Raw genomic sequence first — 24,394 nt, forward strand, 5'->3', positions numbered from 1 at the left:
GAGGACGTTATCATGGTGGATATTGCCAATACAATGTTGGGTAAAATTGTTGATCGTAAATACGAAGAATTTGCTCAACGTTTAAAACAACGTAGTTTAAACGATGTTGAAGCGCTTGCCCAAGCTGCAACGCCTGTGCGTGGTTTTGCAAAATCTTTATACCGCAAACGCCCAGGTGTAATTGCTGAAATTAAAAAAGCCTCGCCATCAAAAGGGGTGATTCGTGAAAACTTTAACCCTGCTGAAATTGCTCAACAATACCAGCAAGCCGGTGCAGCCTGCTTATCTGTTTTAACAGATTTAGATTTCTTTCAAGGTGCTGATGAAAATATTCAGATTGCACGTAGTCACTGTGAATTACCTGCGCTACGTAAAGATTTTTTGATTAATCCATACGGCGTTATCGAAGCGCGTGCTTTACATGCCGACTGTATTTTATTGATTGTGGCTTGTTTGTCAGATCAACAACTTGAAGAAATGTCAAAGACCGCATTTGAGCAGAACCTTGATGTTTTGGTTGAAGTTCATGATGAAGCTGAACTGGAACGTGCATTGCAACTTTCAGAGCGTTGTTTACTGGGTGTGAATAACCGTAATTTAAAAACCTTTGATGTCGATTTAAATACCTCATTGCGTTTGAAGAAGTTACTTCCACCTTCACGTTTACTGATCACTGAAAGTGGTATTGCAACACCAGATGATGTGCGCATGATGCAAGAACACGATATTCATTCGTTCCTTGTGGGTGAAAGCTTTATGAAGCAACCACGCCCTGATCATGCATTTAATGCGTTGTTTGGTCTGCCTGAAACAGTGTAATTAAAAGTCAAAGGGTGAGTTCGCTCACCCTGTTTTCATATTTCCCCAAGCACCCCTATAAATTTTTCAACTCCCAACATTCAAGTCACGATCAACGCAGATATAACTGTGTGAATTCAATTCAGTTCAAATTTGACAAAATTCAGACTATACTGAGCGCCTAATACCGTCCATTTACTGTTTTTTGCAATTATGAGTAAATCTGATTCCACATTCTCTAAATCACAGCTTGATTTATTAAAACAATTCAAAAAACAAATCACTCCTCCGCATTCTTCAAAAGTTGCAGTGCAACCTGAAAGTAAGAATGCACAAGTAACAGCACCTGAAGAGTTAGATGATGCTGATTTGTTTAAAACCGCACTCGGCGGTGTAACCAAACTCGATAACGGCAATATTGCCAAAATCGAGCGTAGTGATTTGCGCAAAAAACCAGATGCAAAAACCCTTGCCAAACGCGCGGCGGCTGAAGGTGCATTTGAAATTAATGATGCAGAATTGTCAGATACTCAAGCAATTTTAAATCCTGTTGCAAGTCAGGCGGCTTTAAGCTATCGCATCGCAACACTACAACATAAAGTTTTTGAAGACTTAAAAGCTGGTAATCTACGCTGGTTTGAAGCTGTTGATTTACATGGTTGTACTGTTGAAGAAGCACGCTCTGCTGTATTGCAAATCATTCAAATGGCAAAAGATGAAAACCAAAATGTCATTAAAATTGTCCATGGCAAAGGTCCAGAAGCCATACTCAAAACTTATGTGAATGGCTGGCTTCGTCAACATCGTGATGTTTTAGCTTTTGTCAGTGCTCCTGAAAAACAAGGTGGCACAGGCGCAGTTTTGGTTTTACTGAAACGTGCTGAAAGAAATCCAAAATCAAATGGAAATCCATGATCATTTGTTTTAAATGATCAAAACTCTCTTAAGTGTCGGTTTATCTTGTAATTAGAAAATATTATTCATTTTTCTGATACAATGCCGTCCTTGTTCAAACCGTATAAGTGAACACGTTTTATGTCTATGCAGCAATCCTACGCGAATATTTTAACTGCCGTTGGCGAGGACTTAGACCGTCCTGGTCTGAAAGATACGCCTATGCGTGCGGCTAAAGCTTTTTCGTACTTGACGTCTGGCTATAGCAAAACGCTGGAAGAAGTGACCAATAATGCGGTCTTCCCTTCTGATAATGATGAAATGGTCTTGGTAAAGAATATCGAATTTTATTCGTTATGTGAGCATCATTTATTGCCTTTTCATGGTCGTGTACATATTGCCTATCTCCCTTCTGGTAATGTTTTAGGACTGTCTAAATTTGCCCGTATCACAGAAATGTTTGCTCGCCGTTTACAGATTCAAGAACAGTTGACCAAACAAATCGCAGATGCAGTGGCTGAAGTTACCCAAGCACGTGGTGTTGCGGTGGTGATTGATTCAGCACATATGTGTATGATGATGCGTGGTGTCAGCAAACAAGAATCGACCACACGTACTGTATCATTTGTGGGTGATTTTAAAACAGATAAAGAAGCACGTCGTGAGTTTCTATCTGCAGTGCCTGAAGCACATTAAGACTAATCATTCAGCAAGCAATATAAATATCAAAGCCTCATTTTATTGAGGCTTTATTTTACGATAGGGTTTTACAATGTCTTTAATTTGGTTGGCAGGTCATGGTTTAACGCACAGTGAAACCACTATCGATTATCCACGTGCAGAGCGATTGGTTAAAGGAAATCCAAAACGACTCACGCAAAGTTTGTATGAACATCCCAATATGAATTGTGGTATTTGGCAATGCGAGGTCGGTGCATGGGATATTCAATTTGCAGACAATAAACAGGAATTTTTTCAGGTGATTGAAGGTACTGTACGTTTGCATGATAAAAACACATCATCATTTGTAGAAATTAAAGCTGGTGAAGCAGGAATTATCCCACCTTCATTTATCGGTACATTTGAAGTGCTTGAAGCAGTTAAAAAATATTTTGTTGTGGTTGAAGTTTGAGTCAGTAAAACTTGTGATTTTTTTGATGATCAGCGCGTTCAAATATAAGCTTTTTTATATTTTTTGCTTTCCTATAGCTTATATTTGTAAAACATTCGCTTATTGTCCACTTAAAACTATATGATTTAAATTATCTCAGCCTTATACCATATTTTAAATGAAAAATTTACTGATCTTGATTTCAGCGTTAACTGCCACTAGCGCCTTTGCCGACAATCTAAATGCCAACGAATTAAAAGATGTGCAAAGTGTCATTAAATTATTTAAAAATAAAAATATCACCGCGATTTCAAACAATATTACCTATCCCTTACATCGTGAAGAACCCATCCCAAGTATTGCCAATGCACCCCAGATGAAACAACGCTTTAACCAAGTGTTTGATACTCAACTTATTCAAGAGATCGCCAACTCAAAACCATCACAATGGGAAAGCATGGGTTGGCGTGGTGTGATGCTCAATGGCGGCACAATATGGTTAGATGGTCATAAAATTAAAGCCATCAACTACAGTAGTGATGCTGAACAAAAATATAAAGCGCAATTGATTTCACAACAGAAAAATCAATTACATTCATCAGTTAAAAATTTTAAAACACCTGAATTACAGTTTAAAACCGCCAAATTTCAAGTGCGTATAGATGCTATGCCCAATGGTAAATACCGTTATGCATCTTGGGGAACAAAACAGTCGCAAGCGACAAAACCTGATCTGATTTTAAATCAAGGTCGTGTTGAAATGGATGGTTCAGGCGGCAATCATCACTACATTTTTAACAGTGGTACATATCAATATGTGGTTTATCGTAATGTTTTAGGTGCAAGTGAAACACCAGATGTCACATTAGAAGTCACTCAAAAAGGCAAAAAGATCCTTTCTCAAGCAGGCAAATTATTTAAATAGTTTGTATCAATGATTGAGCTGAATCCTTTTTCTCAAGTTTTTTCTAATTCATACAGATTTAAAGCTAGTCGAGCAAATCACCATGATGAACTGCTCGATAAGCTGTTCAAAATCATGTGCTGTGCAATATATCACAACACACAGCCAATCATTTAAATATGATATTTGATTATTTTTTTTCAGCCAATTGATAAATCAATTGTTCCATTTGTTGCATGTATTGACGATTCTCATGGTCCCACGGATGGAAGTTTGGACGGAAATAATCAATATAATTTCCCAATTGCTTTCTCAATACACCAATGCCGCCAAAGGTATAATGATAGGTCTTTTTCCAACTGGATAAATCGCTTAACTTGCCTTCTCCTTTAACAATGGTCAAGAATACAGGAATCACTAAGCCCCAGAACACAATCGTTGCGATCACCAATCCAAAACTACGAACAGCATAGGCATAAGGACCATGCCCCATTGCAGTATTCCATACATCAAAAGCCACAGCTTTATGTTCTGTTTCTTCAAAAGCATGCCAACGCCAGATATTGGCATAATGTTCTTCAGCCCCTTCAAATAACTCAGGTGTCCGTAATACAGAATCTGCCAATAAAGCGGTAAAATGTTCTAATGCAATTGTTCCACTGAGCCAAAAATATGCAGGTAAATGCTGTTTAAGCAGACCAAAAATCTCTAAAACCAAAGCTTCAAATTTTGGTGCAATCGGTGAGCGTGCAAATAAGGCTTGGTTATATTCTTCATGCTCACGTCCATGCATTGCTTCTTGACCAATAAAAGCCGTCACCGCTTTTTGTAATTCTGGGTCTTGGACTAAATCACGATGTGCCCTTACAGCATCAATAAAGAAGCGTTCGCCAATAGGCAAGACAATAGAAAACGTATTTAGCAATGCGGTAAAAATTGGACCTGCGGCGGTATGCCAATCTGCGATTCGCTCTGCGGGTAAATTAAATCTGACATCACGGCGAATAGGTAATGGCTCATGATACACACTCGATTTAATAAATTTTTTTAAAATGCCCATGGTTGATCCTGCCTCTGGCTGATTATCATTTTTTTAATTTAGCTGGTGCGCTTATTAGAATTTTACTTAACTGGGTATAATTCCATAGGTCATTTCGACTCATTTACATGTCATTGCATCTCTATTTCATGATATTTTGATCGAATAAGTCTCTCGAAGTATGTCGATATATGTTTGCGATACCATCAACAGCATGATCTAAACTGTGTAAAAAGTGGATCGTCCAAATGTCTTTTTCAGTTCAAAATAGACTTTGCTGAAATGCCGCATCAAACATATTCAATAAAAACGCTGAGCAATGACTGGAATTAAATGTAGGATATTTAAGAGAAGTACACTTAGTTTTTTGATTTATTTTTTAAACTTAAAGGTTATCACAACACTTAAACTTGAACAAATACTCAAGTATTTACAAAGCAGTGCCTTAAACATCAAGGCACTGCTTTGTTCAAGATATAAAAATTTAGCCGTTAGAATAATAATTTTTTAGGATGCTCATCGCTTTGTAATGGAACAACGTGGTCATCTTTTAAATCGACCCCTGAAAGTTGTAATTCAAATGAATTTCGCATCAACGCCATTAAACGTTGTGTGGCAATTTGAATACTCAGCCCTGCAGGTCGTACATTGGAAATACAATTCCGGCTTGAATCCATACTGCCTTTTCGCGCTTTCCAAGTGTAATACACCCCCATACTGTCAGGTGAGCTTAGACCAGGCCGTTCGCCAATCAACATAATCAATAAGGGTGCATTAAAACTTTGTGCCACTTCATCGCCTAATGCCACACGACTCCCAGTTGCAAGCACAATCGGCGCCAGTTTCCAGCCCTCAGCATCAATATGTTCACGTAAGGAATCGATATAGGCAATGGCATTCTCTTCGATTGCACGTGCAGATAAGCCATCACCAACCACGATACATACATCATATTGCTGTGGGTGCTGTTGCACATAAGTCGTGAGTTGAGTTTGAGCCTGTTCCGATAACTCACGGCCCAAATCAGGGCGCTTTAAATATACTTCTTTGTCGGTTGCTTTACTTTCCACAATGAGACTTTCAAATTTTAAATCTCTAAGCCGAGCTTGCATATTTTCAGTATCTAATTGGTGAAAAACAGCATCTTTGGCCTGTGCATGCGAGAGTTGAAACTTAAGCAATTCCTGAGTTGGAATGCTACATCCTACTCTTCCCATCGCAATTCGGGCATCAGTATATTGTTTTAACTTATGCCAAGGATCTTCATGAAAACCATTTGGAAAAGTTTCAAGTTTTGAGAGCTTCATGGTTTACTCTCCTTTTTATGATAATAATTTAGCAAAGTTTTTTGGCATACTGCTTGGCCAATGAATTTGCCGTTGTTCTTGGTGTAAAATTCCTTGCTGATCTAACCAAGCCGAAAACTCAGGGGCTGGTTTTAATCCCATTAACTGACGTAAATATAAGGCGTCATGAAAAGATGTGGTTTGATAATTCAACATCACATCATCCGAACCTGGAATTCCCATGATAAAGTTAATTCCCGCAGCACCAAATAGCGTGAGTAACACATCCATATCATTTTGATCTGCATCCGCATGGTTGGTATAACAAATATCACAACCCATAGGTACACCGAGTAATTTGCCACAGAAGTGATCTTCCAACCCTGCACGAATAATCTGCTTCCCGTCATACAAATACTCTGGACCGATAAACCCAACCACAGTATTGACCAATAATGGATTGTATTTACGTGCCACGGCATAAGCTCGTGCTTCAATAGTTTGCTGGTCCACACCATGATGCGCATTACTGGATAAGGCACTGCCCTGTCCAGTCTCAAAATACATGACATTTTTACCGATTGTTCCTCGGTTGAGTGCTAAAGTCGCCTCATAACCTTCCTGAAGTAAATCCAAGGTAACACCAAAGCCTTCATTGGCCAATTGCGTACCCGCAATGGATTGGAACATTAAATCAATTGGAATATTACGTTCTGCAAGTTGAATCCCAGAACTGATATGGGTTAACACACAAGATTGCGTAGGAATTTCATATTCTTGAATAATATGGTCGAGTAACTTCAATAACTCTGACAAATTATGTAAGTTGTCTGTGGCAGGATTAATTCCTATCACAGCATCACCATTACCATACATCAAGCCATCCAATAGGCTGGCCGAAATACCCAATACATCATCGGTTGGATGATTTGGTTGTAAGCGGGTTGATAAATGACCTTTTAAACCAATCGTATTGCGAAATTGCGTCACCACTTCACATTTACTTGCAACCAAAATTAAATCCTGATTACGCATAATTTTACTCACAGCAGCAACCATCTCTGGCGTTAAACCCATGGCTAAATTGGCCAATTTTTCAGAAGTTGCATCTTCACTCAATAACCAATTGCGAAAATCACCCACAGTAAAGTGCGCAATTGGCGCAAACAAATCAGCACGATGCTCATCAATAATTAAACGCGTAATATCGTCTTTGTCATAGTCGATAACCGTCTCATTTAAAAAAGTTTTTAACGGGACTTCTGCCAAAGCCATCTGTGCTGCCACACGTTCCGTTGCATTACTGGCAGCAACACCTGCCAACTCATCACCAGAACGTAATGGAGTAGCCTTAGCCATTAAGGTTTTTAAATCTTGGAAAATATATTGTTGCTGAGCAACGCTATAACGATAACTCATAATTATAATTCCTGTTCTGCTGCCTTAATGCTGGCAAATTCTTCTTCTGGTGTGCCTGAAATCAGATGATGACGACTATAAACAAGAAAATAGACAATGAAGACCACATAGATACCCAAAGCGATAAACCAGACTTTAGGATCGACAAGGAAACCCGCAACCACGGCGACAATTGATAAGATCAACGCAATACTGGAAGTAAAAATACCACCAGGTGTTCGATATGGACGATATACATCAGGTTGTGAAATACGTAATTTGATATGCGCCATCATCATTAAAACATAAGAAATCGTCGCACCAAATACCGCAATCAAAATCAGTAAATCACCCTGTTTGGTCAATGACAATAAGAAGCCAATAATCCCCGGAATAATCACGGCTAAATATGGCGATTTATTTTTGTTGGTCAATGATAAAGACGTAGGTAAATAACCCGCACGAGAAAGTGCAAAAATTTGCCGCGAATAGGCATAGATAATCGAGAAGAAACTCGCGATTAAACCAGCTAAGCCAACAAAGTTTACAAAGTTCGCCAACATGCCGTGCCCATATACTTTAACCAGCGCATCCACCAAAGGTGCACCTGAATCTTTAAGGACACTTGCACCTGCTGCACCTGCACTCAATATTAAAATCAAGATAGCAAAAGCAGCCAAGATCAGCATTGCACCAATCAAACCGCGTGGTAATGATTGAGCCGGATCCTTAGCCTCTTCAGCAGCTAAAGGAACACCTTCTACAGCAAGGAAAAACCAGATTGCATACGGTACTGCTGCCCAGATTCCTATATAACCTTGGGGTAAAAAGCTACTCGCACCGGCTTTAGATGAGTCAACTGCAATATCGAATAGATTGGCACTGTTAAAGTGAGGAATCATCGCGACAAGGAATACCACCACTGCAACCACTGCGATTGCAGTAATCACAAACATGATTTTAAGTGCTTCACCTGCGCCTTTTAAATGAATCCCCATAAAAACCAAATAACAGATTAAATAAATTAACCATCCACCCACTCCAAACAAGGATTCACAATATGCACCAATAAAGGTCGCGATTGCTGCTGGAGCGATGGCGTATTCGATCAGAATCGCTGTTCCTGTTAAGTAACCGCCAAATGGTCCAAAGGCCATACGAGCAAAACTGTATCCACCACCTGCTGTAGGAAGCATGGTCGACATTTCTGACATCGAAAGGCATATACATAAATACATAATCGCAGCAAAAATCACTGCGACAAACATACCGCCCCAACCACCTTGAGCGATACCAAAGTTCCATCCAGCAAAGTCACCTGAAATTACATAGGCAATCCCTAAACCGACCAAGAGTAACCAGCCAACAGCACCTTTTTTTAATTCTCGTTGAGCAAAATATTCTTTGGAATCTTCTGTTTTTACGATAGTTGATTGTTCATTTCGAGCGTCCATCATCGTTCCTTTTTAATTTGCCTTCTTTTGTATAAGCAAAAAAAGTGCCTTTCCTTGGATGACGTCAATGTTTTTTGTTCAATCCCATGAACATCACGTCTTGTCAGTTGTTAAAAACTGCTTTTAAATGAATCTATCAAACAAAGGTAGGAGAAAAGTTGAATAGCCCACATCATAGAGAATCGGAAAAAGTTATTGAAAATTGAATAATTAAAAGAAAAATAATGAAATTTATATATTTTATTTACTTTGTTATTTGTTTATTTAATTTAAGATATTATTTAGTATATATGCATAAATGGATTATGCGATGGACTCAAAACCACCTGCTAAAAAACCAACAAGCAAAAAGGAAAATTTAACCCCTGCCCAAGCAAACTCACGTTCCCAGCAAGCATTACAATCCGCACTGATTCAATGTCAGCAGGATTTACTCAATACAGCGCTGCTCGCTGCTGTTGTTATACAAATCAGAGATATGCAACAAAATCTACTGTGGTGTTCAGTGAATACAGATCAATTCGCAGGATTCCAACAAGATCAGGATTTAGAAACAAAGCCAGAACACTATATTTATAGTGCGCCTATTCTTGATTTAACATCAGGGGAAGCCTGTGGTGAAGTGGTTTTATTTCACAGCTTAAATCAAGCAAATATTTTTGGACAATTGGCTGTTACACAATGCGCCGAGATCATTGCACAAAAATTATATACACAGCCCTTTAATCGTTTAACCATCCATGCGTTTTCAGTACCACAGAAAATAATGATCAATGAGCAGTCGATCCTTTTAACGCCACGGCAGTTTGAAATCATCTGTATTTTGATTCTAAATCCTTTGGGCTTAACCCTAGAACAGCTACATATTTATCTCTATGGCGATGAACAGATCAGTTTAAATACGCTTAAATCTGAGATTTCTTATTTAAAAAATAAGGTGGGTGAATTAATCTGTGCAAGAACCTATCAGATACAGGCAGAAATTCATGCGGATTTTAAAGAGTTGGAAGATGCTGTCGATGCCGGTTATCTTGATACAGTCAAGCAACTGTACCAAGGTCATTTCTTTATAAAAACCAAAAGCCCTTTTCTAAACAATTGGCAACAGATTCTAAGTATGAGGATCAATAATCTACTTGTATAAACATTCTTGGCTTGCGATCGATTAATACCTATCTCAACATGTCATTCTCAAAGCCCTACTCTCGAAATAACATTCTAAAATCCGATTTGCCAGATCTATCCTTAAAAATAATGTACAAAGCCTAAACCAATTTTTTGCCAATCGAGTTGGTTTTGTTGTTGGTACTCCCAATTGACGTTTAATGAATTTTGACGATTGAGCGAATATTGCAGTGTACTCTGGATACGTAAATTCCACTCACTTGAATCTTGCCAATAGGGTAATTCGACTTGAACAATACTGTTTAAACGATCTGACCATACATTTTGACAGCCTAATGTTGGTCCTAGTCCAACGCGCCAGCCTTTATCCAATGATGTGCCTGCTTGAAGCTGTGTTTGTAGTTCTGCATAACAAAGATGCTTACGATCATCATCCGCAAGAGTATAACCAGATTGGGCTTTTGCACTGACCACGCCATGTTGTTGCTGGTCACTAAATTGTCCATTTTGAATGGCTTCTTGCTGCCAGCCTAAAGTAAAACCCCAGGTTATTGGCATTTTAAACGGGGTGATGGGGTTATAAGAGTTTACTGTTAATACATCGAGATGTTCCAGTTTAAGTCGATCATCTCTCCATTGCACGGCACCGTCCAGAAACAACAATTGCGTGCCTGTACGGAAGCCACCCTGCGGATCTTTTAGTTCGTGATAGGCCTGACGATGACCAATTTGTACAAATTTTTCACCCTGAACCTCACCTGCTTCCACGGACCACTTACGTGAATCATGTCCATTAACTGGATCAACTTTCGGACGCACAGGTGCTAAACGCTGTTTCTCTATAGGGATTTGACTACGTAAGCCTAGCAGTTGTCTAAAACGCGGTTGAGTAAAGCTTGCATCGACCTGACGAGCAACGAATTGTAAATATAAATCGTCATAGGCCATTTCTAATATTTTTGCACGATCTTGATCATCATAACCAGCGATAGCCGCTTGCATCTGTTGTGGTTCTAATACCGCAATTGCATGAGCTTTTTTTGCCAAAGCATGACCATGTTGTTTGGCCTGCGAATTTAATTGTGTTTCTAACGCTGGACGATATACTGCTTCTCGTACTAATCCCTGTTGCTCTACGGCTTTAATGGTTTCAATCGGGATCGCTGCATATGTAAATTGCTTGCGTAAATTCGAGCTTGGACGGACTAAATCAATCAACCCCAATAAACGATAGGCACAATTATCACTGACAAAATAATAAGGAAAACTGACCTTTTGCATTTCCCAAATATGTTTTACTAAAAAAGCGGTCTCTTCAGGATTTAAATTGAGTTCATATTCCCAAAGATCACGGCTTTCAAAATCACCATATTCTTTCACTTTGCGATAATAAGGCATTAAAGAATATTCACCAGGATATTTCCCAACTAACCCTTTCCATGCATAAGACCAATTGTCATCGCTGTTTACTGTGGCTGCATAATTCACAGCATAAGAAACTAAGTTGAGCTGTTTTTGATCTTTAGGATCAAGACGAAGCAAGGTATGTCCAAACATTGAGCTTGGATTGCCCATAAAATCAGTCGCATAAATCAAGGTCACTTGGTAGGGTTTGATTTGTGCATACCATTGATCAAACTCAGGACAGGACACAACGGGTAATTGTTGTTGTGAAATATTCAGTTGTTGTATCAACCATTGGCTACGTGCAGGAAATTTACAACGAATGGATTGATTGTCATCAGCGACTTGAAACAGTGCAGTGATATCTGCATTCATTTCATTTTGGATGTTCTGTCGACCATCTTGAGCAAAGAAATAACCTGAATAACTGACTTCACTTTGGTTTGTATTTTTGTGACTAGTGTTATGGTGATTTAAATCTTTAGCAGAGGCATCTTCTGCATAAAGTAAACGTTTCCAGGTGATATGACTGGCTAATTGTTTTTGTTGTGCCAGTTTTAACGCATTTTCTAATGCATGCTGATTCTCTAAAGCGGATTCCGCATGTAAATGAACGGTAAACAATGAACTGAGTAAGCTTAAACTAAGTGCTAAATATTTCATTCAATCATCAATTTATATAGATATATTATAAAACTGCGCAATTAAGAAATGTTAGTTCAATACAAGAGTTCGCTCAATGTTCACTCATGTTCGATTCATTTCTCAATAATGTATATTTGATAAAATTTAAATAAAAAAACCCTGCAACAAGGCAGGGTTTTTGACGCAATTAAACGTAAGCTTTTAACACTTCGTCTTTTGCCATCACTTGTTGAAGTGACGCTAATACTTGTAGAGAATTTTGATTTTCTGCTGAATAAATACTTGCAAAGTTTGACTTCGCTACAGCATTGAAACGTGCTTTATCTGCATCTTTAACATTTAACAATGAAGCAAGTACGTTTAGGCTTTCACCTTGACCTACAGCCATATCACGTGCAAGTGCTTCTGAGTTTTCATTGGTAAAGGTCACAACTTGCGCAGTCACTTTACCATTGCCATTACAACCTAAAGTACCAAACGTAATACCTAATAATTGGTTAGTAAAAAGACCATTGGTGGTCGCCGCTAAAATTTTCGGTACTTTTCCAGATTGACCAGCCCAAACTTGTGAACCTACACCACAACCCACATCTGGATCAGCCATAGCAACACTTGAACCCGCAGCCAATACAGCAGCCAAAGCGATTTTTTTTAACATATAATTCTCCAGAATTTTCATATGCATTGTTTTAATTCAACATATGTAAATTGTTATTTTCCATTATGTGTAAGTTTGATTACACCTATTTAGATTTATCACATAAATTCAGATATGCAAATCTAAATGTGACAATTACGAAATTATTTATTGTACTTTTTTAGTGACCATTCACCCTTTTTATTACGATCTCCAAGAATCTTAAGCACCAAAACTAGACTTAAAAGTAACAGTAAATACCACGAGCCTAGCTTACCCCACCCCACCATATGCCAGGCATCCACTTGACTTGGATACAACCAAATTTTATTAAAAGTGCTAATATTTTCAGCTACCCAAATTATAAATGCCAAAACAACCAATACTGGCAATATCGGAAGCTGAAATTCATGCTGTTGTAATTGAAAACGAATTTTTGTTTTCCAAAAAATCACTACACTCCAAATGAATAGTACATTTCGAAAATCTGGAATAAAGAATTTGCTCATAAAATTGATATATGACAATAGTGCCAGACTCAACATATTGGCAAAACTGGGCAAATTTAAAAATGAAACATGATACAAACGCAGTGAACGTGCAAAAAAACTACCGACTGCCGAATACATAAATCCCGCAAATAAAGGCACAGTCAAAATTTTAAAAACGGCAGGTTGCGGATATTGCCAAGAAGCAATTTGCGGGTGTGTTAAAAATATTTCCATCCCCATGGCCATGATATGAAATAAAGCAATAACTTTCGCTTCTGCCCAAGATTCTAGTCTTAAATACAATAAGCAGACTTGAATGATCAACGCATAAAATAATAAACAGTCATAACGGAACAAACCATAAAATTCATGGCTGCCCATCCTTGCCGTAATGACAAATGCAATCAGCAATAAAATACCAAATAAGGCAGCCGATACTGCCTTAAATAGAAATTCATATAATGATTTAAAATAGATCATAAATGCATTTACAACAATAAGTTAACCTAAATATTTGGCACTGTATTGGTGTACAGTGTCAATAAATGCTTTTGGTTTTTCAGGGTCAACCCATTGGGTAATACCATGACCTAAGTTGGCGATATAACCTGTTTTCTCACCATTGGCATAAGCATCGTCCAACATGGCTTTGGTTGCTTTTTCAATAGAATCTGCTGAACCATACAATGTTGCTGGATCTAAATTTCCTTGTAGTGCTGCACGTCCATTGACGGTTTGGCGCGCCACGTTTAACGGGGTTGTCCAATCTAAGCCAAATGCATCTGCACCTGTTGCAATCATTGGCTCTAACCATTGACCACCGCCTTTGGTAAATAAGATCACAGGTACTTTACGCCCTTCATGCTCTCGTTTTAATCCTGCAACAATTTTCTGCATATATTTGAGTGAAAATTCTAGATATTCACGATGCGCTAATGCACCACCCCAGCTATCAAAAATTTGTACAGCTTGAGCACCAGCCTCAATTTGAGCATTTAAATAGTCAATTACAGCATCGGCTAAACGATCTAATAAAGCATGTAAAACTTCAGGTTGTGCATACATCATCTGTTTGGTAAAACGGAAGTCTTTGCTTGAACCACCTTCCACCATGTAGGTTGCCAAGGTCCACGGACTACCCGAAAAACCAATTAAAGGTACCAGACCACCCAAAGCTGAACGAATGGTTGAAACCGCATTCATGACATAAGCCAGATCAGATTTGGCATCGAATTTGGGTAAATTTGCCACATCCTGTTCAGTACGAACTGTTTTATGGAATTTAGGGCCTTCACCTGTTTCGAAATAAAGCCCTAAGCCTAAAGCATCGGGAACAGTCAAAATGTCTGAAAATAGAATTGCGGCATCAAGCTCATAACGGCGCAAAGGCTGTAAAGTCACTTCACAAGCAAATTCTGTATTTTTACAAAGAGAAAGAAAATCACCTGCTTTCGCACGTGTTTCACGATATTCTGGTAAATAACGTCCAGCCTGACGCATCATCCAAACTGGAGTCGTATCTACAGGTTCACGCAATAAGGCACGTAGAAAACGATCATTTTTTAAGGTCGTCATTTACTTTCCCAATCAAAAATTAAATTCGCCCCATCATAGCAAAAAGGCCTGCTACATAACCATTTCTAGAAAATTTTTCTCAATAAAGTTTAGGGTCTGTTGACATTTCATAAATGGCTTGCGTTGTAGGTTAAAATTGAGCATGAGACGTATACGTCGTAAAGCATGAATGAAAATAGCGAGACTATTTTCGAGTTTCATAACGTAGGCTGATATAATTTTAGCCACAACCCTTCGGGACTAGCGTGTTTTTTGCCGCTACGTCGTTACGAACTACTCATTTAGAATGACTAAATTTCATACTCCGTGCCTAGTATCGCCTAAAAAACACACGTAGTCGCAAACGTAGACGAATTGTCAACAGACCCGATTTTATAACTTTGATTTAAATTTCGTTTGGTATACGAAAATAAAACAAAACCAGCTGACAGAGAAAATGTCTATAGAAAAAAATGATTAACACAAAACAAATACTGCAACACCTTATAATTTCTGCAATACTTACACAGATTTTTAGTCATAAATTATGAATAATTCTTAAGGTTGATCTACATGTTCGTTCGCTCAATTCTTGCTTTGAGTTTAAGCTGTTTATTAACAGGTACAGCTTTTGCTGCATCTACAGCTGAGCAACCTCTAACGCCTAAAAAAGTTGCTGCTCCCGTTGAAGATCCTATTGATCCACTTGCTATTGACAGTTCTGCTTCAAGTGTAGAAACACAGATAAGCCAGCAAGAGCAACAAGACTTAGACAAAGCTGCAAACACGCTACAAAATTTAGAAAAAACTGAGGATAAAAACTCAGGTACCGCTATTGCCCCATCATCTCCACAGACCACGACTGCAAAAACGGCAAGCAATCCTAATGCACCGAAAGCATCATGGACTTTAGATGGGATCAACAATGCACAATGGTACGAAAATATTGGCAAGGGTCAATTCCCTGTCTATGCCCGTGCCCATGTCATGTTAAATAATGCACATGCTTCACCAGGTGCAATTGATGGTTCAAGCGGTATGAATACGCTGAAAGCCATTGCTTCATTCCAACAAATGAATGGCATTAAACCGACGGGTGAGTTGACCAAAGAAACTTGGGATGCATTAGTGTCTCAACAAGGCAATAAACCTGCTTTTGTGGAATACACGATAACTGCTGAAGATCTAAAAGGTCCTTATGCAAAATCAATTCCACGTGATTATGCTTTACAAGCAAAAATGCCAGGTTTGTATTACACCCGTGTCACCGAAATGCTGGGTGAAAAATTCCATATGGATGAAGAGTTCTTAAAGAAACTTAATCCTAAAGCAACATTTAACAAAGTTGGTGAAAAGATCGTTGTCACCAATATCCGTAACGAATTGCCTGAAAATATCCATTTAATTGTGGCGCATAAAGGTGCGAAACAATTGTATTTATTTAATGCGCAAAACCAAATGGTCGGCTCATTCCCTGCCACAATTGGTAGTTCTGATACGCCTTCGCCAACAGGAACCTATAAAGTTACCGGTGTTGCTCGCAACCCTTGGTATAGTTACTCGCCAAGTAACTTTGTACAAGGCAAAAACTTAAAACCATTATCATTACCACCTGGTCCAAATGCCCCTGTAGGGAATATCTGGATTGGCTTGAGTAAGAAATCATTTGGTATTCATGGTACGCCAAACCCATCTGCAATTTCGAAAACAGCTTCACATGGTTGTATTCGTTTGACCAACTGGGATGCCAATGATTTAGGTAAAAAAGTTAAATCGGGTGTAACGGTTAAATTCTTAGAATAATCTTATACTTGATGAAATGAAAACCAGTGTGCATACACTGGTTTTTTATTGCACAAGCTAAAAACCTTATCGTTCCAAAAACAAAACAACATGTTGCTATTTTGCTATTTCATCCCAATTACTTAAATATTAATATTTACTCATGTTAAAAAATAAAGAATTGGAGACTTGAGATGAATACTTTTTTACATCACAGCGAAAACCGTGGTCACGTAAAAATGGGTTGGTTAGACACCAAACATAGTTTCTCTTTTGGTAGCTGGTACGATCCTAAATATATGGGTGTTGGTTCTTTACGTGTAATCAATGACGATACCATTGCAGCACATAAAGGTTTCGGTACTCACCCACATGACAATATGGAAATTTTGACCTGTGTGCTCAAAGGTACCATTTCACACAATGACAGTATGGGAAATGAACGTCATATCCATGCGGGTGAATGGCAATTGATGAGTGCGGGTACAGGTGTACAACACAGTGAAATCAACCAAGGTGATGAAGCTGTTCATATGCTACAAATTTGGGTGATTCCAAATGTTCAAAATGCTGAACCGAATTATCAACAAATTGAACGTGATCCTAAAAAATCACCTAATGAATGGCAATTGATTGTGGGGCCAAATGACAATGCGCCGATGCATATTCGTCAAGATGCTGAAATTAAAGCGGCATATTTGGAAAAAGGTCACACACTTGAAGTGAAAGCAACCCAAAAATTTAACTATGTACATGTGATCGAAGGTGAGATTGATATTGCCGGTCAAGTCGTTAAAGCAGGTGATGCTTATTTATTTGACGAAGATTCAACACTCACTGCACATGAAGATAGCCAATTTATTTGGTTTGATTTAAACAGCTAATCCGTATGCAATAAAAAACCTCCGTATGTAATATATGGAGGTTTTTTTATGTCGAGCTTATTGAATAAGTTAGCAGCAGTGTTTAAGCGCAATAATCTTTTTTCTGATCTTTAATCAATGATAAAGCAGCATTCCAAGCGGCCTGAATAATCGGTTCAGCAGCATCACTTTCAAATTGCTTGACCGTATATTCACATATTTGCTTACTCGGATAATGAAGTTTCGAGCTACTCATGGCTTTGATCTGAACTTGACAAGCCCGCTCTAAAAAATAAATTTCATGAAATGCTCTAGCAATACTATTGCCAGTGGCGAGCAAACCATGATTACGTAAAATCATGCAACGATAATTGCCTAAATCCTCAACCAAACGCTCTCGCTCTGCGGTGGAAAAAGCGATGCCCTCATATTCATGATAAGCAATATTATTATAAAATTTCAGCGCATGTTGCGACAAAGGTAATAAACCTTTTTCTTGTGCAGACACCGCAATCCCATCTGCCGTATGAGTATGAATAACACAGTGAATATCATCTTTGGCATGGTGCAAGGCAGAATGAATAACGAAACCTGCAACATTAACCATTTTCCCTTGGTCATAATCGGCCACAATATTCCCTTCATGATCAATCTTCACCAAATCTGATGCTTTCATCTGATCAAATGTCACACCATAGCGGTTAATCAGAAAATGATCAGGCTCATGTGGGACACGTAAACTGATATGGGTATCAATCAAATCGGTCATTCTATAGTGTGCAATTAAACGATACAGTGCTGCCAACTGACAACGTGCTTCCCATTCAGCCTTATCAATATGCTTTGGACGTTTCATCCTAAAATCCTTTTTATTGCCAATGTATAACACATCATTACTTTTAACGAGAGTTCAACAAATTAACAAGTTTTAATTCGTGAATGGCGACTAAAGCATCAATTTTGGGGTTACAGAATATAAAAAATCCAAACCAACAATTGAATATTGATTTGGATTAAAATTATTAATTATCATATTTTTTATTGTTATTTATATTTATCAAATTATTATAATAAAGCTTTATCTTTTATTTGTTTTTATTAAATTAAAAAATTAAATTATTATTTATTTTAATTCTTCATTATTGTTATAAAACGCCCTCATTCGTTGTTATAAAAAATAGATTTAAATACTGAGCTGATAGAGCAATTTCTTACCCTTAAAAGTTAAATCCTTAATAAAAACAATATCTCTATTGTCTAAGTAAGAAATAGCATCATCAATTTCAATGTAGTCTTCATCAATCAACCATGAAATATCCAGTTCGTTTAAGTCGACCATACCGACTAAGTAAATAGCCTGATTTTTATTTTGTCGATTTTGAATATTTTTTAAAATTTCGCGTATCTTAATCCAGTCTTTCATATTTTAAATCTCATCGTGCTTACAGGTTCTATTATATTTATTGGAGAATTAAATACTAGATAGAAAAATGCCCTATGCGACAAAATTTGTCGCATAGGGCATCGCCATAAAAACCCGTAATATCTGTATAAATTTCATCCATGAATATGAATCAGAATTTCCCCAACAATCGCTTTAAAATTGCAATATTAAAGCTTGAATTCATACCCTATATGCGGTTCTTGTGTTTATAGTCAAATAAGGAAAAATCACCTCTGCTTGTAGCGCTTTTTACAAACTCACTGCGAGCGTCCCAATTTTTGTGCATGTGATTGACCTTTGCAAAATCACGATTTTATACTTTCACTCGTGTACAAAATTTTGCTCAATGAGATGTCATACGCAATCCCATTCCCCACAACCAATAAATGCCACCCTTTTCACGGTAAAATCTGCTGTTTAATCATTTGAAGTCACAATCTTATCCCTTCGCCTTAAGAAGACTGTGATATGGACTTTTCAGCATCACTTGATTCTAGCTTGATCTCATCAGGCTGTTTTTCTCCACGATTTAAAAATAGATTTAATAAAATTGCGGCCAAAGTTGCTGTACCGATTCCACCAAGATCAAATGAACCAATATGTACACTAAAATTACCTGCCCCCATGATCAAGCTGACCGCAGCAATAATTAAGCTACTGTTTTTAGTGAAATCAATTTTGTTATCAATCCAAATCTTTGCACCAGCCACTGTGATTAAACCAAACACCACGATCGAAGCACCACCTAAAAGCGCAACAGGAATAGTACTGATCACAGCTCCAAACTTAGGTGATAAGCCCAACAAAATGGCAAAGATCCCAGCAATCACAAAGACAGTGGTTGAATAAATTTTAGTGACAGCCATAACCCCAATATTTTCAGCATAGGTGGTCATGCCTGTCCCACCAACAGAAGCTGACAAGCTGGTACATACACCATCGGCAAAAAAAGCACGTCCCATATAAGGTGATAAATCACGGCCTGTCATTGCAGATACTGCTTTAAAGTGACCTAAATTTTCAGCGACCAGAATTATTGCCACAGGCGCAATTAACAGCATGGCATTGGCATTAAACGTCGGTACAACAAAATGTGGTAGGCCTAACCATGCAGCATTGCTGATGACTGCAAAATCGATAGCTTTGCCAAAGCCCATTACATTGGCAAGGATAAAATATAAGACATATGCACAGACCAAACCCAACAACAATAATAAGCGACGCATCATGCCTCGGGTAAATACAGCAATCGCACTGATACACAGAATGGTTAGAATTGCCATCCAAGTATCAAATGAATTTGCTGAAACACTTTTAATGGTGACGGGTGCCAAATTTAGTCCAATGATCATCACGATTGCCCCTGTAACAATCGGTGGCATCAACTTTTCAATCCAACCCGTTCCCGTCTTCATGACAATTAAACCAATCGCGGCATACAGCAAACCACAAGCGATGGTCCCCCCCAAAGCCAAGGCAATATTCGGATTTGACCCCACACCTGCATAGCCCGTTGCAGCTGCAACAGCACCGATAAATGCAAAACTCGATCCGAGATAACTCGGCATTCTTCCACCCGTCATCAAGAAGAATAAAATTGTGCCGATACCCGTGATAAATATAGTTAAATTGGGATCAAAGCCCATCAGCAAAGGCGCGAGAACTGTTGCACCAAACATTGCAAAAGCATGTTGTAAGCCCAAAACGATACTTTTTCCGACAGGTAAATATTCATCAATTTGCACAGGGGTTTGATCTAAATTTCCTGTGTATGGTTTAAATGATGTAAACCATGGTTCTTTTGTCGCCATTTTCTAAGTCCCCATATTGAGAGATCAACATACATTTTGAGGTTCACAGTAACTGCGTTTGAAATATAGAAGCGCATTTAAACTTGGGTTGTGACGAATTGCTTTGACCTGACAAAACAATACATCGTGGCTGCCGACCACTTGACTGGATACCACTTCACAGTCAAATGAAATTAGGGCGTTATCTAATACGGGAGAACCCGTCACCAGCTCACTCCATTCAGCTTGCGCAAACCTCTGTTGCATCGGTGTTTTACCACCAAAGAGATTTGATAATTCGGCTTGATTTGAACCCAATGTATTGACACATAAAACTTTATTTTCAGAAAAAATGTGATATACCGAAGCAGCCCGATTGAGACATACCAATAAAGTTGGAGGTGAATCCGTTACACTACACACTGCGGATGCGGTAAAACCTGCCTGCCCTGCATCGCCTTTGGTGGTAATCACATTGACCGCAGCACCTAGGTTAGACATACCTTGTCTAAAGATAGCTTGATCGATTTCTAAATGGACATTGGCTTCACACGGCGTGTTAAACTCAATTATTTCACCAGTAAGTGCACTTTCCTGTTTGATCATTTGCATCATGACGCTCCCACCTCAATGCGCAAATGTTCATCGAGGTTAAAATTCTTTTTGAAAAAAATGATTAAAACGCATAGACAAATCTAGACATGCTCTATCCCACATGTGCTACAGATGCAATTTCTACTAAGGCTTCAGGTTTAACCAGTCCGACCTGTATACAATATCGAGCGGGTTTATCATTGGGAAAATATTCAGCATAGACCACATTTACTGCGGCATAATCCGCCCAATCTTTGACGAATATTGAGTTAAACGTAATATCATCCATTGTCCCACCTGCAGTTTCGATGACGCTTTTAATGGTTTCTAAAATATGCCGGGTTTGACCTGCCGCATCACCGACATAGACCACATCATTATTTTCATCAAAAGCCAACGTACCTGAGACATAAACAATATTGTCTGCTTTGGTTGCTGGCACATAAGGTGCAAGAGGCTTAGCCGTACCTGCTGGGATCACAACTTGTTTCGACATTTTGAATTCCTTTATTTTTCCTGAAAGCATCTTCACCATAGACTTCAATACAAGAGAAGGCACAAGACACATAACCTGTTGAAAACCATTAAGCCGTTCGACTGAAAGTGACGTGATTTGGCTGTGCCTGTTGAGTATTAAAAGTCTTTACAAATGACGCCGTGTCAGACACCCATCCAAAAAAAGTTTGAATGTTATATAAGGCTGCCTCTTGCGCTGCTGGAGGACCCGCTTGATAACATGCATCTTTAAGCGCCACACCAAAGTATTCCAAGAAAAAACCATCTCTCAGGGTTGATTCCACACAAACATTGGTGGCAATCCCGACGAAAACTAAATTTCGAATACCACGGGCACGTAAAATGCTGTCCAGCGCTGTATTAAAAAAGCCGCTATAGCGTGGTTTCTCGATCACAATGTCTTGAGCTTGAGGCCTTAACTCATCAATTAATGCAAAATCCCAACCCCCTTTTGCCAATAACGTGCCTTGTAAGTCAGGGTTTTTACGCATGGTTTTTAAGGCATTGGATTTATGAAAGTTAGGAGAACCTAGGCCACCTGCTTCTACATATTGCTCATCCCATCCGTTTTGGAAATAGATCACTTGGATGCCCGCGGTATGTGCTGCATCAATGCTTTTTTTAATATTGGCGACCACAGGTTGAGTGGCTGAAACATCAAAACCAGCCAAATCTAAATAACCACCGATTGAGGTATACGCATTTTGCATATCAATCACGATAAGCGCCGTTTGTTCTGGTGCAAGCTGAATTGATTCTGGTTCTGCTTTTAAGACTCTGCCGGTTCCTGCATGTGCGGTAAAATCTGTACAGACCAGATGTTCTACAGTTTTAGTGTCATTCATCATAGTCATGCGCTTTTCTCCAAAACGGGTTGAGCTGGTTTTTGATAGCTTGCAACAACCTCCTCACGACAAGTCATCAAGGGCTGAATACGTTGTCCAAAATCCTCAACCCCTTGTATAAAATCATCAAAAGTTAAAAGAATCCCTTCTGTACCTTGAATTGTAGAAATTTCATCCAGCATCTTGGCTACATTTTCATAAGAACCAACGATTGTTCCCATATTGATATTGACGGGTGAAACACTTGAAGCCATTTGACGAATATTGGTATCTGTACCCGATGTTTGATCTTTGCCGCCTTGGTTCATTAACCAATTAATCGCCTCTAGATCTGCGCCTTGGTTATAGCTCTCCCATTTCGCCATGGCGTGTTGATCTGTCTCTGCGGCAATCACCATAAACAGCACATAGGTTTGTACATCTCTTCCAGTTTGGTCGGTATGTACTTTTAAACGGTCATTAATTTCAGCGTAGGCGATTGGTGTATTTAACCCTTTGCCAAAGACAAAATTATAATCTGCATATTTTGCTGAGAATGCTAAGCCCGCATCAGACTGGCCTGCACAAATAATTTTCATATCAGCTTGTGGCTTAGGCTTAACTTGGCAATCCTCCATTTGGAAAAACTCACCTTTAAAATCAGATGTTCCTGTTGCCCAAAGTTCACGTAAAATTTCGACATATTCAGATAAATAATCATAACGTTTAGAGAAATAATCATTCCCTGGCCATAGCCCCATCTGGGTATATTCTGGTGGTTGCCAACCCGTCACAACATTTAGCCCAAAACGTCCATTTGAAATTGAATCAATCGTAGATGCCATACGTGCCACGATGGCTGGTGGCATCACCAAAGTTGCGGCTGTCGCAAAAATTTTAATTTTGCTGGTGACGGCAGCTAAACCCGCCATTAATGTAAAAGTTTCTAAGTTATAATCCCAAAATTCAGTTTTACCACCGAAACCACGCAATTTAATCATCGACAATGCAAAGTCAAAACCATAATGCTCTGCACGTTGTACAATCTGTTTATTTAACTCAAATGTTGGCTTATATTGCGGTGCATTTTCTGAAAGCAACCAGCCATTATTTCCAATCGGACAAAACACACCAATTTTCATAGCTAAACCTCACTGGACAAAAAACATTCTAAAAAAATCTGATTAAAAATTTAAAAATTCACTCAGCTTATAATTATTAATAATGCATACTGCATGCCACTAAATTTAGGCAATTGTTTTTATTCTAAAAATTTTAATTATTATTTTTTATTTTACCTTTTGGTAAAATTTATGATTTTCTTAAGCAAAAAAATTAAACTAAAATAGTGCATAAATGCATCATTTTAGATCATTGAAAATTCTAAAATCTGATTGAACAAAAAATAAAAAACCGCATAAAAATGCGGTTCGATGGCATAACAATCGGCTTTTAATAAACCAGTATTTCAATACAATAAATAACCCAATAAAAATCAAAATTTAAACCGCAATTAAAGCTATAACAAAATCAATATTTATAATATTTTATAAGCATCCTCAACAGCTAATCGAGGCAATCTTGCATATATTCTTTATGAGCAACATAACCAATATTAATAATCCTATTAGCAGCTGTTATGGTTTTTCCTAACTTTCATTTTCTAAAGAAAGCACTGGCTTTCATCTTACTTTGACCTAAAATATCGTCAAAAAATATAAATCGTACAGGACAACGATTGGCAGAAATAGGCCCCATTTTTACTACATCATAAATCTACTGAATTTGTTCAGCGCTAGTTTCCTTATCTAACCAGCGATTGAGAGATTGGTTACTAAGAC

23 protein-coding genes are annotated in these 24,394 nt (G+C 38.3%); 8 read left to right on the forward strand and 15 right to left on the reverse strand.

Translation table 11 applies throughout. The features are described from left to right. Nucleotides 1-12: 12 nt before the first annotated feature. The 5 genes from trpC to ACZ5QH_RS14825 all read left to right on the forward strand — a co-directional run bounded on the left by trpC (nucleotide 13) and on the right by ACZ5QH_RS14825 (nucleotide 3,728). Entirely contained in the window at nucleotides 13-819 is an 807-nt protein-coding gene (gene trpC / locus ACZ5QH_RS14805; RefSeq protein ID WP_303577208.1) for an indole-3-glycerol phosphate synthase TrpC, read from the forward strand. A 192-nt stretch (nucleotides 820-1,011) separates the two neighbouring features. Further along, nucleotides 1,012-1,713 (forward strand): Smr/MutS family protein, encoded by a 702-nt coding sequence (locus ACZ5QH_RS14810; protein WP_034611770.1) that lies wholly within the window; start codon nucleotides 1,012-1,014, stop codon nucleotides 1,711-1,713. Between the two features lie 126 nt (nucleotides 1,714-1,839). Continuing rightward, nucleotides 1,840-2,388, forward strand: coding sequence for a GTP cyclohydrolase I FolE (folE, locus tag ACZ5QH_RS14815; RefSeq protein ID WP_171064926.1), 549 nt, complete (start codon nucleotides 1,840-1,842; stop codon nucleotides 2,386-2,388). Nucleotides 2,389-2,464: 76 nt separating this feature from the next. After that, complete coding sequence (locus tag ACZ5QH_RS14820; RefSeq protein ID WP_303577207.1) at nucleotides 2,465-2,824, forward strand: cupin domain-containing protein; 360 nt, start codon at nucleotides 2,465-2,467, stop codon at nucleotides 2,822-2,824. A 157-nt stretch (nucleotides 2,825-2,981) separates the two neighbouring features. Further along, nucleotides 2,982-3,728: a hypothetical protein gene (locus tag ACZ5QH_RS14825; RefSeq protein ID WP_303577206.1), complete on the forward strand. Its 747-nt coding sequence runs from the start codon at nucleotides 2,982-2,984 to the stop codon at nucleotides 3,726-3,728. 169 nt (nucleotides 3,729-3,897) lie between these two features. On the opposite strand, the gene ACZ5QH_RS14830 is transcribed toward ACZ5QH_RS14825, so the two are convergent. The 4 genes from ACZ5QH_RS14830 to eat all read right to left on the reverse strand — a co-directional run bounded on the left by ACZ5QH_RS14830 (nucleotide 3,898) and on the right by eat (nucleotide 8,884). Further along, on the reverse strand, nucleotides 3,898-4,767 hold the full coding sequence (locus ACZ5QH_RS14830) for a metal-dependent hydrolase (RefSeq protein ID WP_239045323.1): 870 nt from the start codon (nucleotides 4,765-4,767) through the stop codon (nucleotides 3,898-3,900). 470 nt (nucleotides 4,768-5,237) lie between these two features. Beyond that, nucleotides 5,238-6,053 carry an ethanolamine ammonia-lyase subunit EutC gene (gene eutC / locus ACZ5QH_RS14835; protein ID WP_303577205.1) on the reverse strand — a complete coding sequence of 272 codons (816 nt, stop codon included), beginning with the start codon at nucleotides 6,051-6,053 and terminating at the stop codon, nucleotides 5,238-5,240. 15 nt (nucleotides 6,054-6,068) lie between these two features. After that, nucleotides 6,069-7,451 carry an ethanolamine ammonia-lyase subunit EutB gene (locus ACZ5QH_RS14840; RefSeq protein ID WP_105714104.1) on the reverse strand — a complete coding sequence of 461 codons (1,383 nt, stop codon included), beginning with the start codon at nucleotides 7,449-7,451 and terminating at the stop codon, nucleotides 6,069-6,071. Nucleotides 7,452-7,453: 2 nt separating this feature from the next. Further along, nucleotides 7,454-8,884, reverse strand: a complete 1,431-nt coding sequence (gene eat / locus ACZ5QH_RS14845; protein WP_105714103.1) for an ethanolamine permease — start codon at nucleotides 8,882-8,884, stop codon at nucleotides 7,454-7,456. Nucleotides 8,885-9,194: 310 nt separating this feature from the next. Between eat and ACZ5QH_RS14850 the strand changes: the two genes are divergently transcribed. Next, nucleotides 9,195-10,028, forward strand: a complete 834-nt coding sequence (locus ACZ5QH_RS14850) for a helix-turn-helix domain-containing protein (protein ID WP_303577204.1) — start codon at nucleotides 9,195-9,197, stop codon at nucleotides 10,026-10,028. Between the two features lie 101 nt (nucleotides 10,029-10,129). Here the strand turns inward: ACZ5QH_RS14850 and ACZ5QH_RS14855 are convergent, their stop codons facing one another. The 4 genes from ACZ5QH_RS14855 to hemE form a co-directional block, all read right to left on the reverse strand. After that, nucleotides 10,130-12,076, reverse strand: coding sequence for an Lnb N-terminal periplasmic domain-containing protein (locus ACZ5QH_RS14855; protein ID WP_303577203.1), 1,947 nt, complete (start codon nucleotides 12,074-12,076; stop codon nucleotides 10,130-10,132). A 169-nt stretch (nucleotides 12,077-12,245) separates the two neighbouring features. Continuing rightward, on the reverse strand, nucleotides 12,246-12,716 hold the full coding sequence (locus ACZ5QH_RS14860; protein WP_004822723.1) for a DUF3015 family protein: 471 nt from the start codon (nucleotides 12,714-12,716) through the stop codon (nucleotides 12,246-12,248). 143 nt (nucleotides 12,717-12,859) lie between these two features. Continuing rightward, nucleotides 12,860-13,666 (reverse strand): DUF817 family protein, encoded by an 807-nt coding sequence (locus ACZ5QH_RS14865; RefSeq protein WP_303577202.1) that lies wholly within the window; start codon nucleotides 13,664-13,666, stop codon nucleotides 12,860-12,862. A 21-nt stretch (nucleotides 13,667-13,687) separates the two neighbouring features. Next, nucleotides 13,688-14,761 (reverse strand): uroporphyrinogen decarboxylase, encoded by a 1,074-nt coding sequence (gene hemE / locus ACZ5QH_RS14870; protein ID WP_303577201.1) that lies wholly within the window; start codon nucleotides 14,759-14,761, stop codon nucleotides 13,688-13,690. Nucleotides 14,762-15,313: 552 nt separating this feature from the next. Between hemE and ACZ5QH_RS14875 the strand changes: the two genes are divergently transcribed. Beyond that, on the forward strand, nucleotides 15,314-16,543 hold the full coding sequence (locus ACZ5QH_RS14875) for a L,D-transpeptidase family protein (protein ID WP_034611785.1): 1,230 nt from the start codon (nucleotides 15,314-15,316) through the stop codon (nucleotides 16,541-16,543). A 173-nt stretch (nucleotides 16,544-16,716) separates the two neighbouring features. Beyond that, nucleotides 16,717-17,406, forward strand: a complete 690-nt coding sequence (locus ACZ5QH_RS14880; protein ID WP_303577200.1) for a pirin family protein — start codon at nucleotides 16,717-16,719, stop codon at nucleotides 17,404-17,406. A gap of 82 nt (nucleotides 17,407-17,488) precedes the next feature. On the opposite strand, the gene ACZ5QH_RS14885 is transcribed toward ACZ5QH_RS14880, so the two are convergent. The 7 genes from ACZ5QH_RS14885 to rutA form a co-directional block, all read right to left on the reverse strand. Continuing rightward, nucleotides 17,489-18,241, reverse strand: coding sequence for a class II aldolase/adducin family protein (locus tag ACZ5QH_RS14885; protein WP_056517856.1), 753 nt, complete (start codon nucleotides 18,239-18,241; stop codon nucleotides 17,489-17,491). A 327-nt stretch (nucleotides 18,242-18,568) separates the two neighbouring features. Continuing rightward, a complete protein-coding gene (locus tag ACZ5QH_RS14890) occupies nucleotides 18,569-18,808 on the reverse strand; it encodes a hypothetical protein (RefSeq protein WP_004724636.1) in 240 nt (79 codons plus the stop codon). Between the two features lie 473 nt (nucleotides 18,809-19,281). Beyond that, complete coding sequence (rutG, locus tag ACZ5QH_RS14895; protein ID WP_244013318.1) at nucleotides 19,282-20,640, reverse strand: pyrimidine utilization transport protein G; 1,359 nt, start codon at nucleotides 20,638-20,640, stop codon at nucleotides 19,282-19,284. A 24-nt stretch (nucleotides 20,641-20,664) separates the two neighbouring features. After that, entirely contained in the window at nucleotides 20,665-21,234 is a 570-nt protein-coding gene (rutF, locus tag ACZ5QH_RS14900; RefSeq protein WP_004822734.1) for an NADH-dependent FMN reductase RutF, read from the reverse strand. A 91-nt stretch (nucleotides 21,235-21,325) separates the two neighbouring features. Then, nucleotides 21,326-21,709, reverse strand: a complete 384-nt coding sequence (gene rutC, locus ACZ5QH_RS14905) for a pyrimidine utilization protein C (protein WP_303577198.1) — start codon at nucleotides 21,707-21,709, stop codon at nucleotides 21,326-21,328. Nucleotides 21,710-21,797: 88 nt separating this feature from the next. Continuing rightward, entirely contained in the window at nucleotides 21,798-22,574 is a 777-nt protein-coding gene (gene rutB / locus ACZ5QH_RS14910; RefSeq protein WP_303577252.1) for a pyrimidine utilization protein B, read from the reverse strand. 5 nt (nucleotides 22,575-22,579) lie between these two features. Further along, entirely contained in the window at nucleotides 22,580-23,695 is a 1,116-nt protein-coding gene (gene rutA / locus ACZ5QH_RS14915) for a pyrimidine utilization protein A (RefSeq protein ID WP_303577197.1), read from the reverse strand. Nucleotides 23,696-24,394: the final 699 nt, after the last annotated feature.

This window comes from Acinetobacter sp. Ac8 (genome assembly GCF_055392545.1).

Bases quoted from the DNA above. Each gene is read 5' to 3' on its own strand.
- trpC (WP_303577208.1), top strand. From the start codon at position 13: ATGGTGGATATTGCCAATACAATGTTGGGTAAAATTGTTGATCGTAAA.
- ACZ5QH_RS14810 (WP_034611770.1), top strand. From the start codon at position 1,012: ATGAGTAAATCTGATTCCACATTCTCTAAATCACAGCTTGATTTATTA.
- folE (WP_171064926.1), top strand. From the start codon at position 1,840: ATGCAGCAATCCTACGCGAATATTTTAACTGCCGTTGGCGAGGACTTA.
- ACZ5QH_RS14820 (WP_303577207.1), top strand. From the start codon at position 2,465: ATGTCTTTAATTTGGTTGGCAGGTCATGGTTTAACGCACAGTGAAACC.
- ACZ5QH_RS14825 (WP_303577206.1), top strand. From the start codon at position 2,982: ATGAAAAATTTACTGATCTTGATTTCAGCGTTAACTGCCACTAGCGCC.
- ACZ5QH_RS14830 (WP_239045323.1), bottom strand. From the start codon at position 4,767: ATGGGCATTTTAAAAAAATTTATTAAATCGAGTGTGTATCATGAGCCA.
- eutC (WP_303577205.1), bottom strand. From the start codon at position 6,053: ATGAAGCTCTCAAAACTTGAAACTTTTCCAAATGGTTTTCATGAAGAT.
- ACZ5QH_RS14840 (WP_105714104.1), bottom strand. From the start codon at position 7,451: ATGAGTTATCGTTATAGCGTTGCTCAGCAACAATATATTTTCCAAGAT.
- eat (WP_105714103.1), bottom strand. From the start codon at position 8,884: ATGGACGCTCGAAATGAACAATCAACTATCGTAAAAACAGAAGATTCC.
- ACZ5QH_RS14850 (WP_303577204.1), top strand. From the start codon at position 9,195: ATGGACTCAAAACCACCTGCTAAAAAACCAACAAGCAAAAAGGAAAAT.
- ACZ5QH_RS14855 (WP_303577203.1), bottom strand. From the start codon at position 12,076: ATGAAATATTTAGCACTTAGTTTAAGCTTACTCAGTTCATTGTTTACC.
- ACZ5QH_RS14860 (WP_004822723.1), bottom strand. From the start codon at position 12,716: ATGTTAAAAAAAATCGCTTTGGCTGCTGTATTGGCTGCGGGTTCAAGT.
- ACZ5QH_RS14865 (WP_303577202.1), bottom strand. From the start codon at position 13,666: ATGATCTATTTTAAATCATTATATGAATTTCTATTTAAGGCAGTATCG.
- hemE (WP_303577201.1), bottom strand. From the start codon at position 14,761: ATGACGACCTTAAAAAATGATCGTTTTCTACGTGCCTTATTGCGTGAA.
- ACZ5QH_RS14875 (WP_034611785.1), top strand. From the start codon at position 15,314: ATGTTCGTTCGCTCAATTCTTGCTTTGAGTTTAAGCTGTTTATTAACA.
- ACZ5QH_RS14880 (WP_303577200.1), top strand. From the start codon at position 16,717: ATGAATACTTTTTTACATCACAGCGAAAACCGTGGTCACGTAAAAATG.
- ACZ5QH_RS14885 (WP_056517856.1), bottom strand. From the start codon at position 18,241: ATGAAACGTCCAAAGCATATTGATAAGGCTGAATGGGAAGCACGTTGT.
- ACZ5QH_RS14890 (WP_004724636.1), bottom strand. From the start codon at position 18,808: ATGAAAGACTGGATTAAGATACGCGAAATTTTAAAAAATATTCAAAAT.
- rutG (WP_244013318.1), bottom strand. From the start codon at position 20,640: ATGGCGACAAAAGAACCATGGTTTACATCATTTAAACCATACACAGGA.
- rutF (WP_004822734.1), bottom strand. From the start codon at position 21,234: ATGATGCAAATGATCAAACAGGAAAGTGCACTTACTGGTGAAATAATT.
- rutC (WP_303577198.1), bottom strand. From the start codon at position 21,709: ATGTCGAAACAAGTTGTGATCCCAGCAGGTACGGCTAAGCCTCTTGCA.
- rutB (WP_303577252.1), bottom strand. From the start codon at position 22,574: ATGAATGACACTAAAACTGTAGAACATCTGGTCTGTACAGATTTTACC.
- rutA (WP_303577197.1), bottom strand. From the start codon at position 23,695: ATGAAAATTGGTGTGTTTTGTCCGATTGGAAATAATGGCTGGTTGCTT.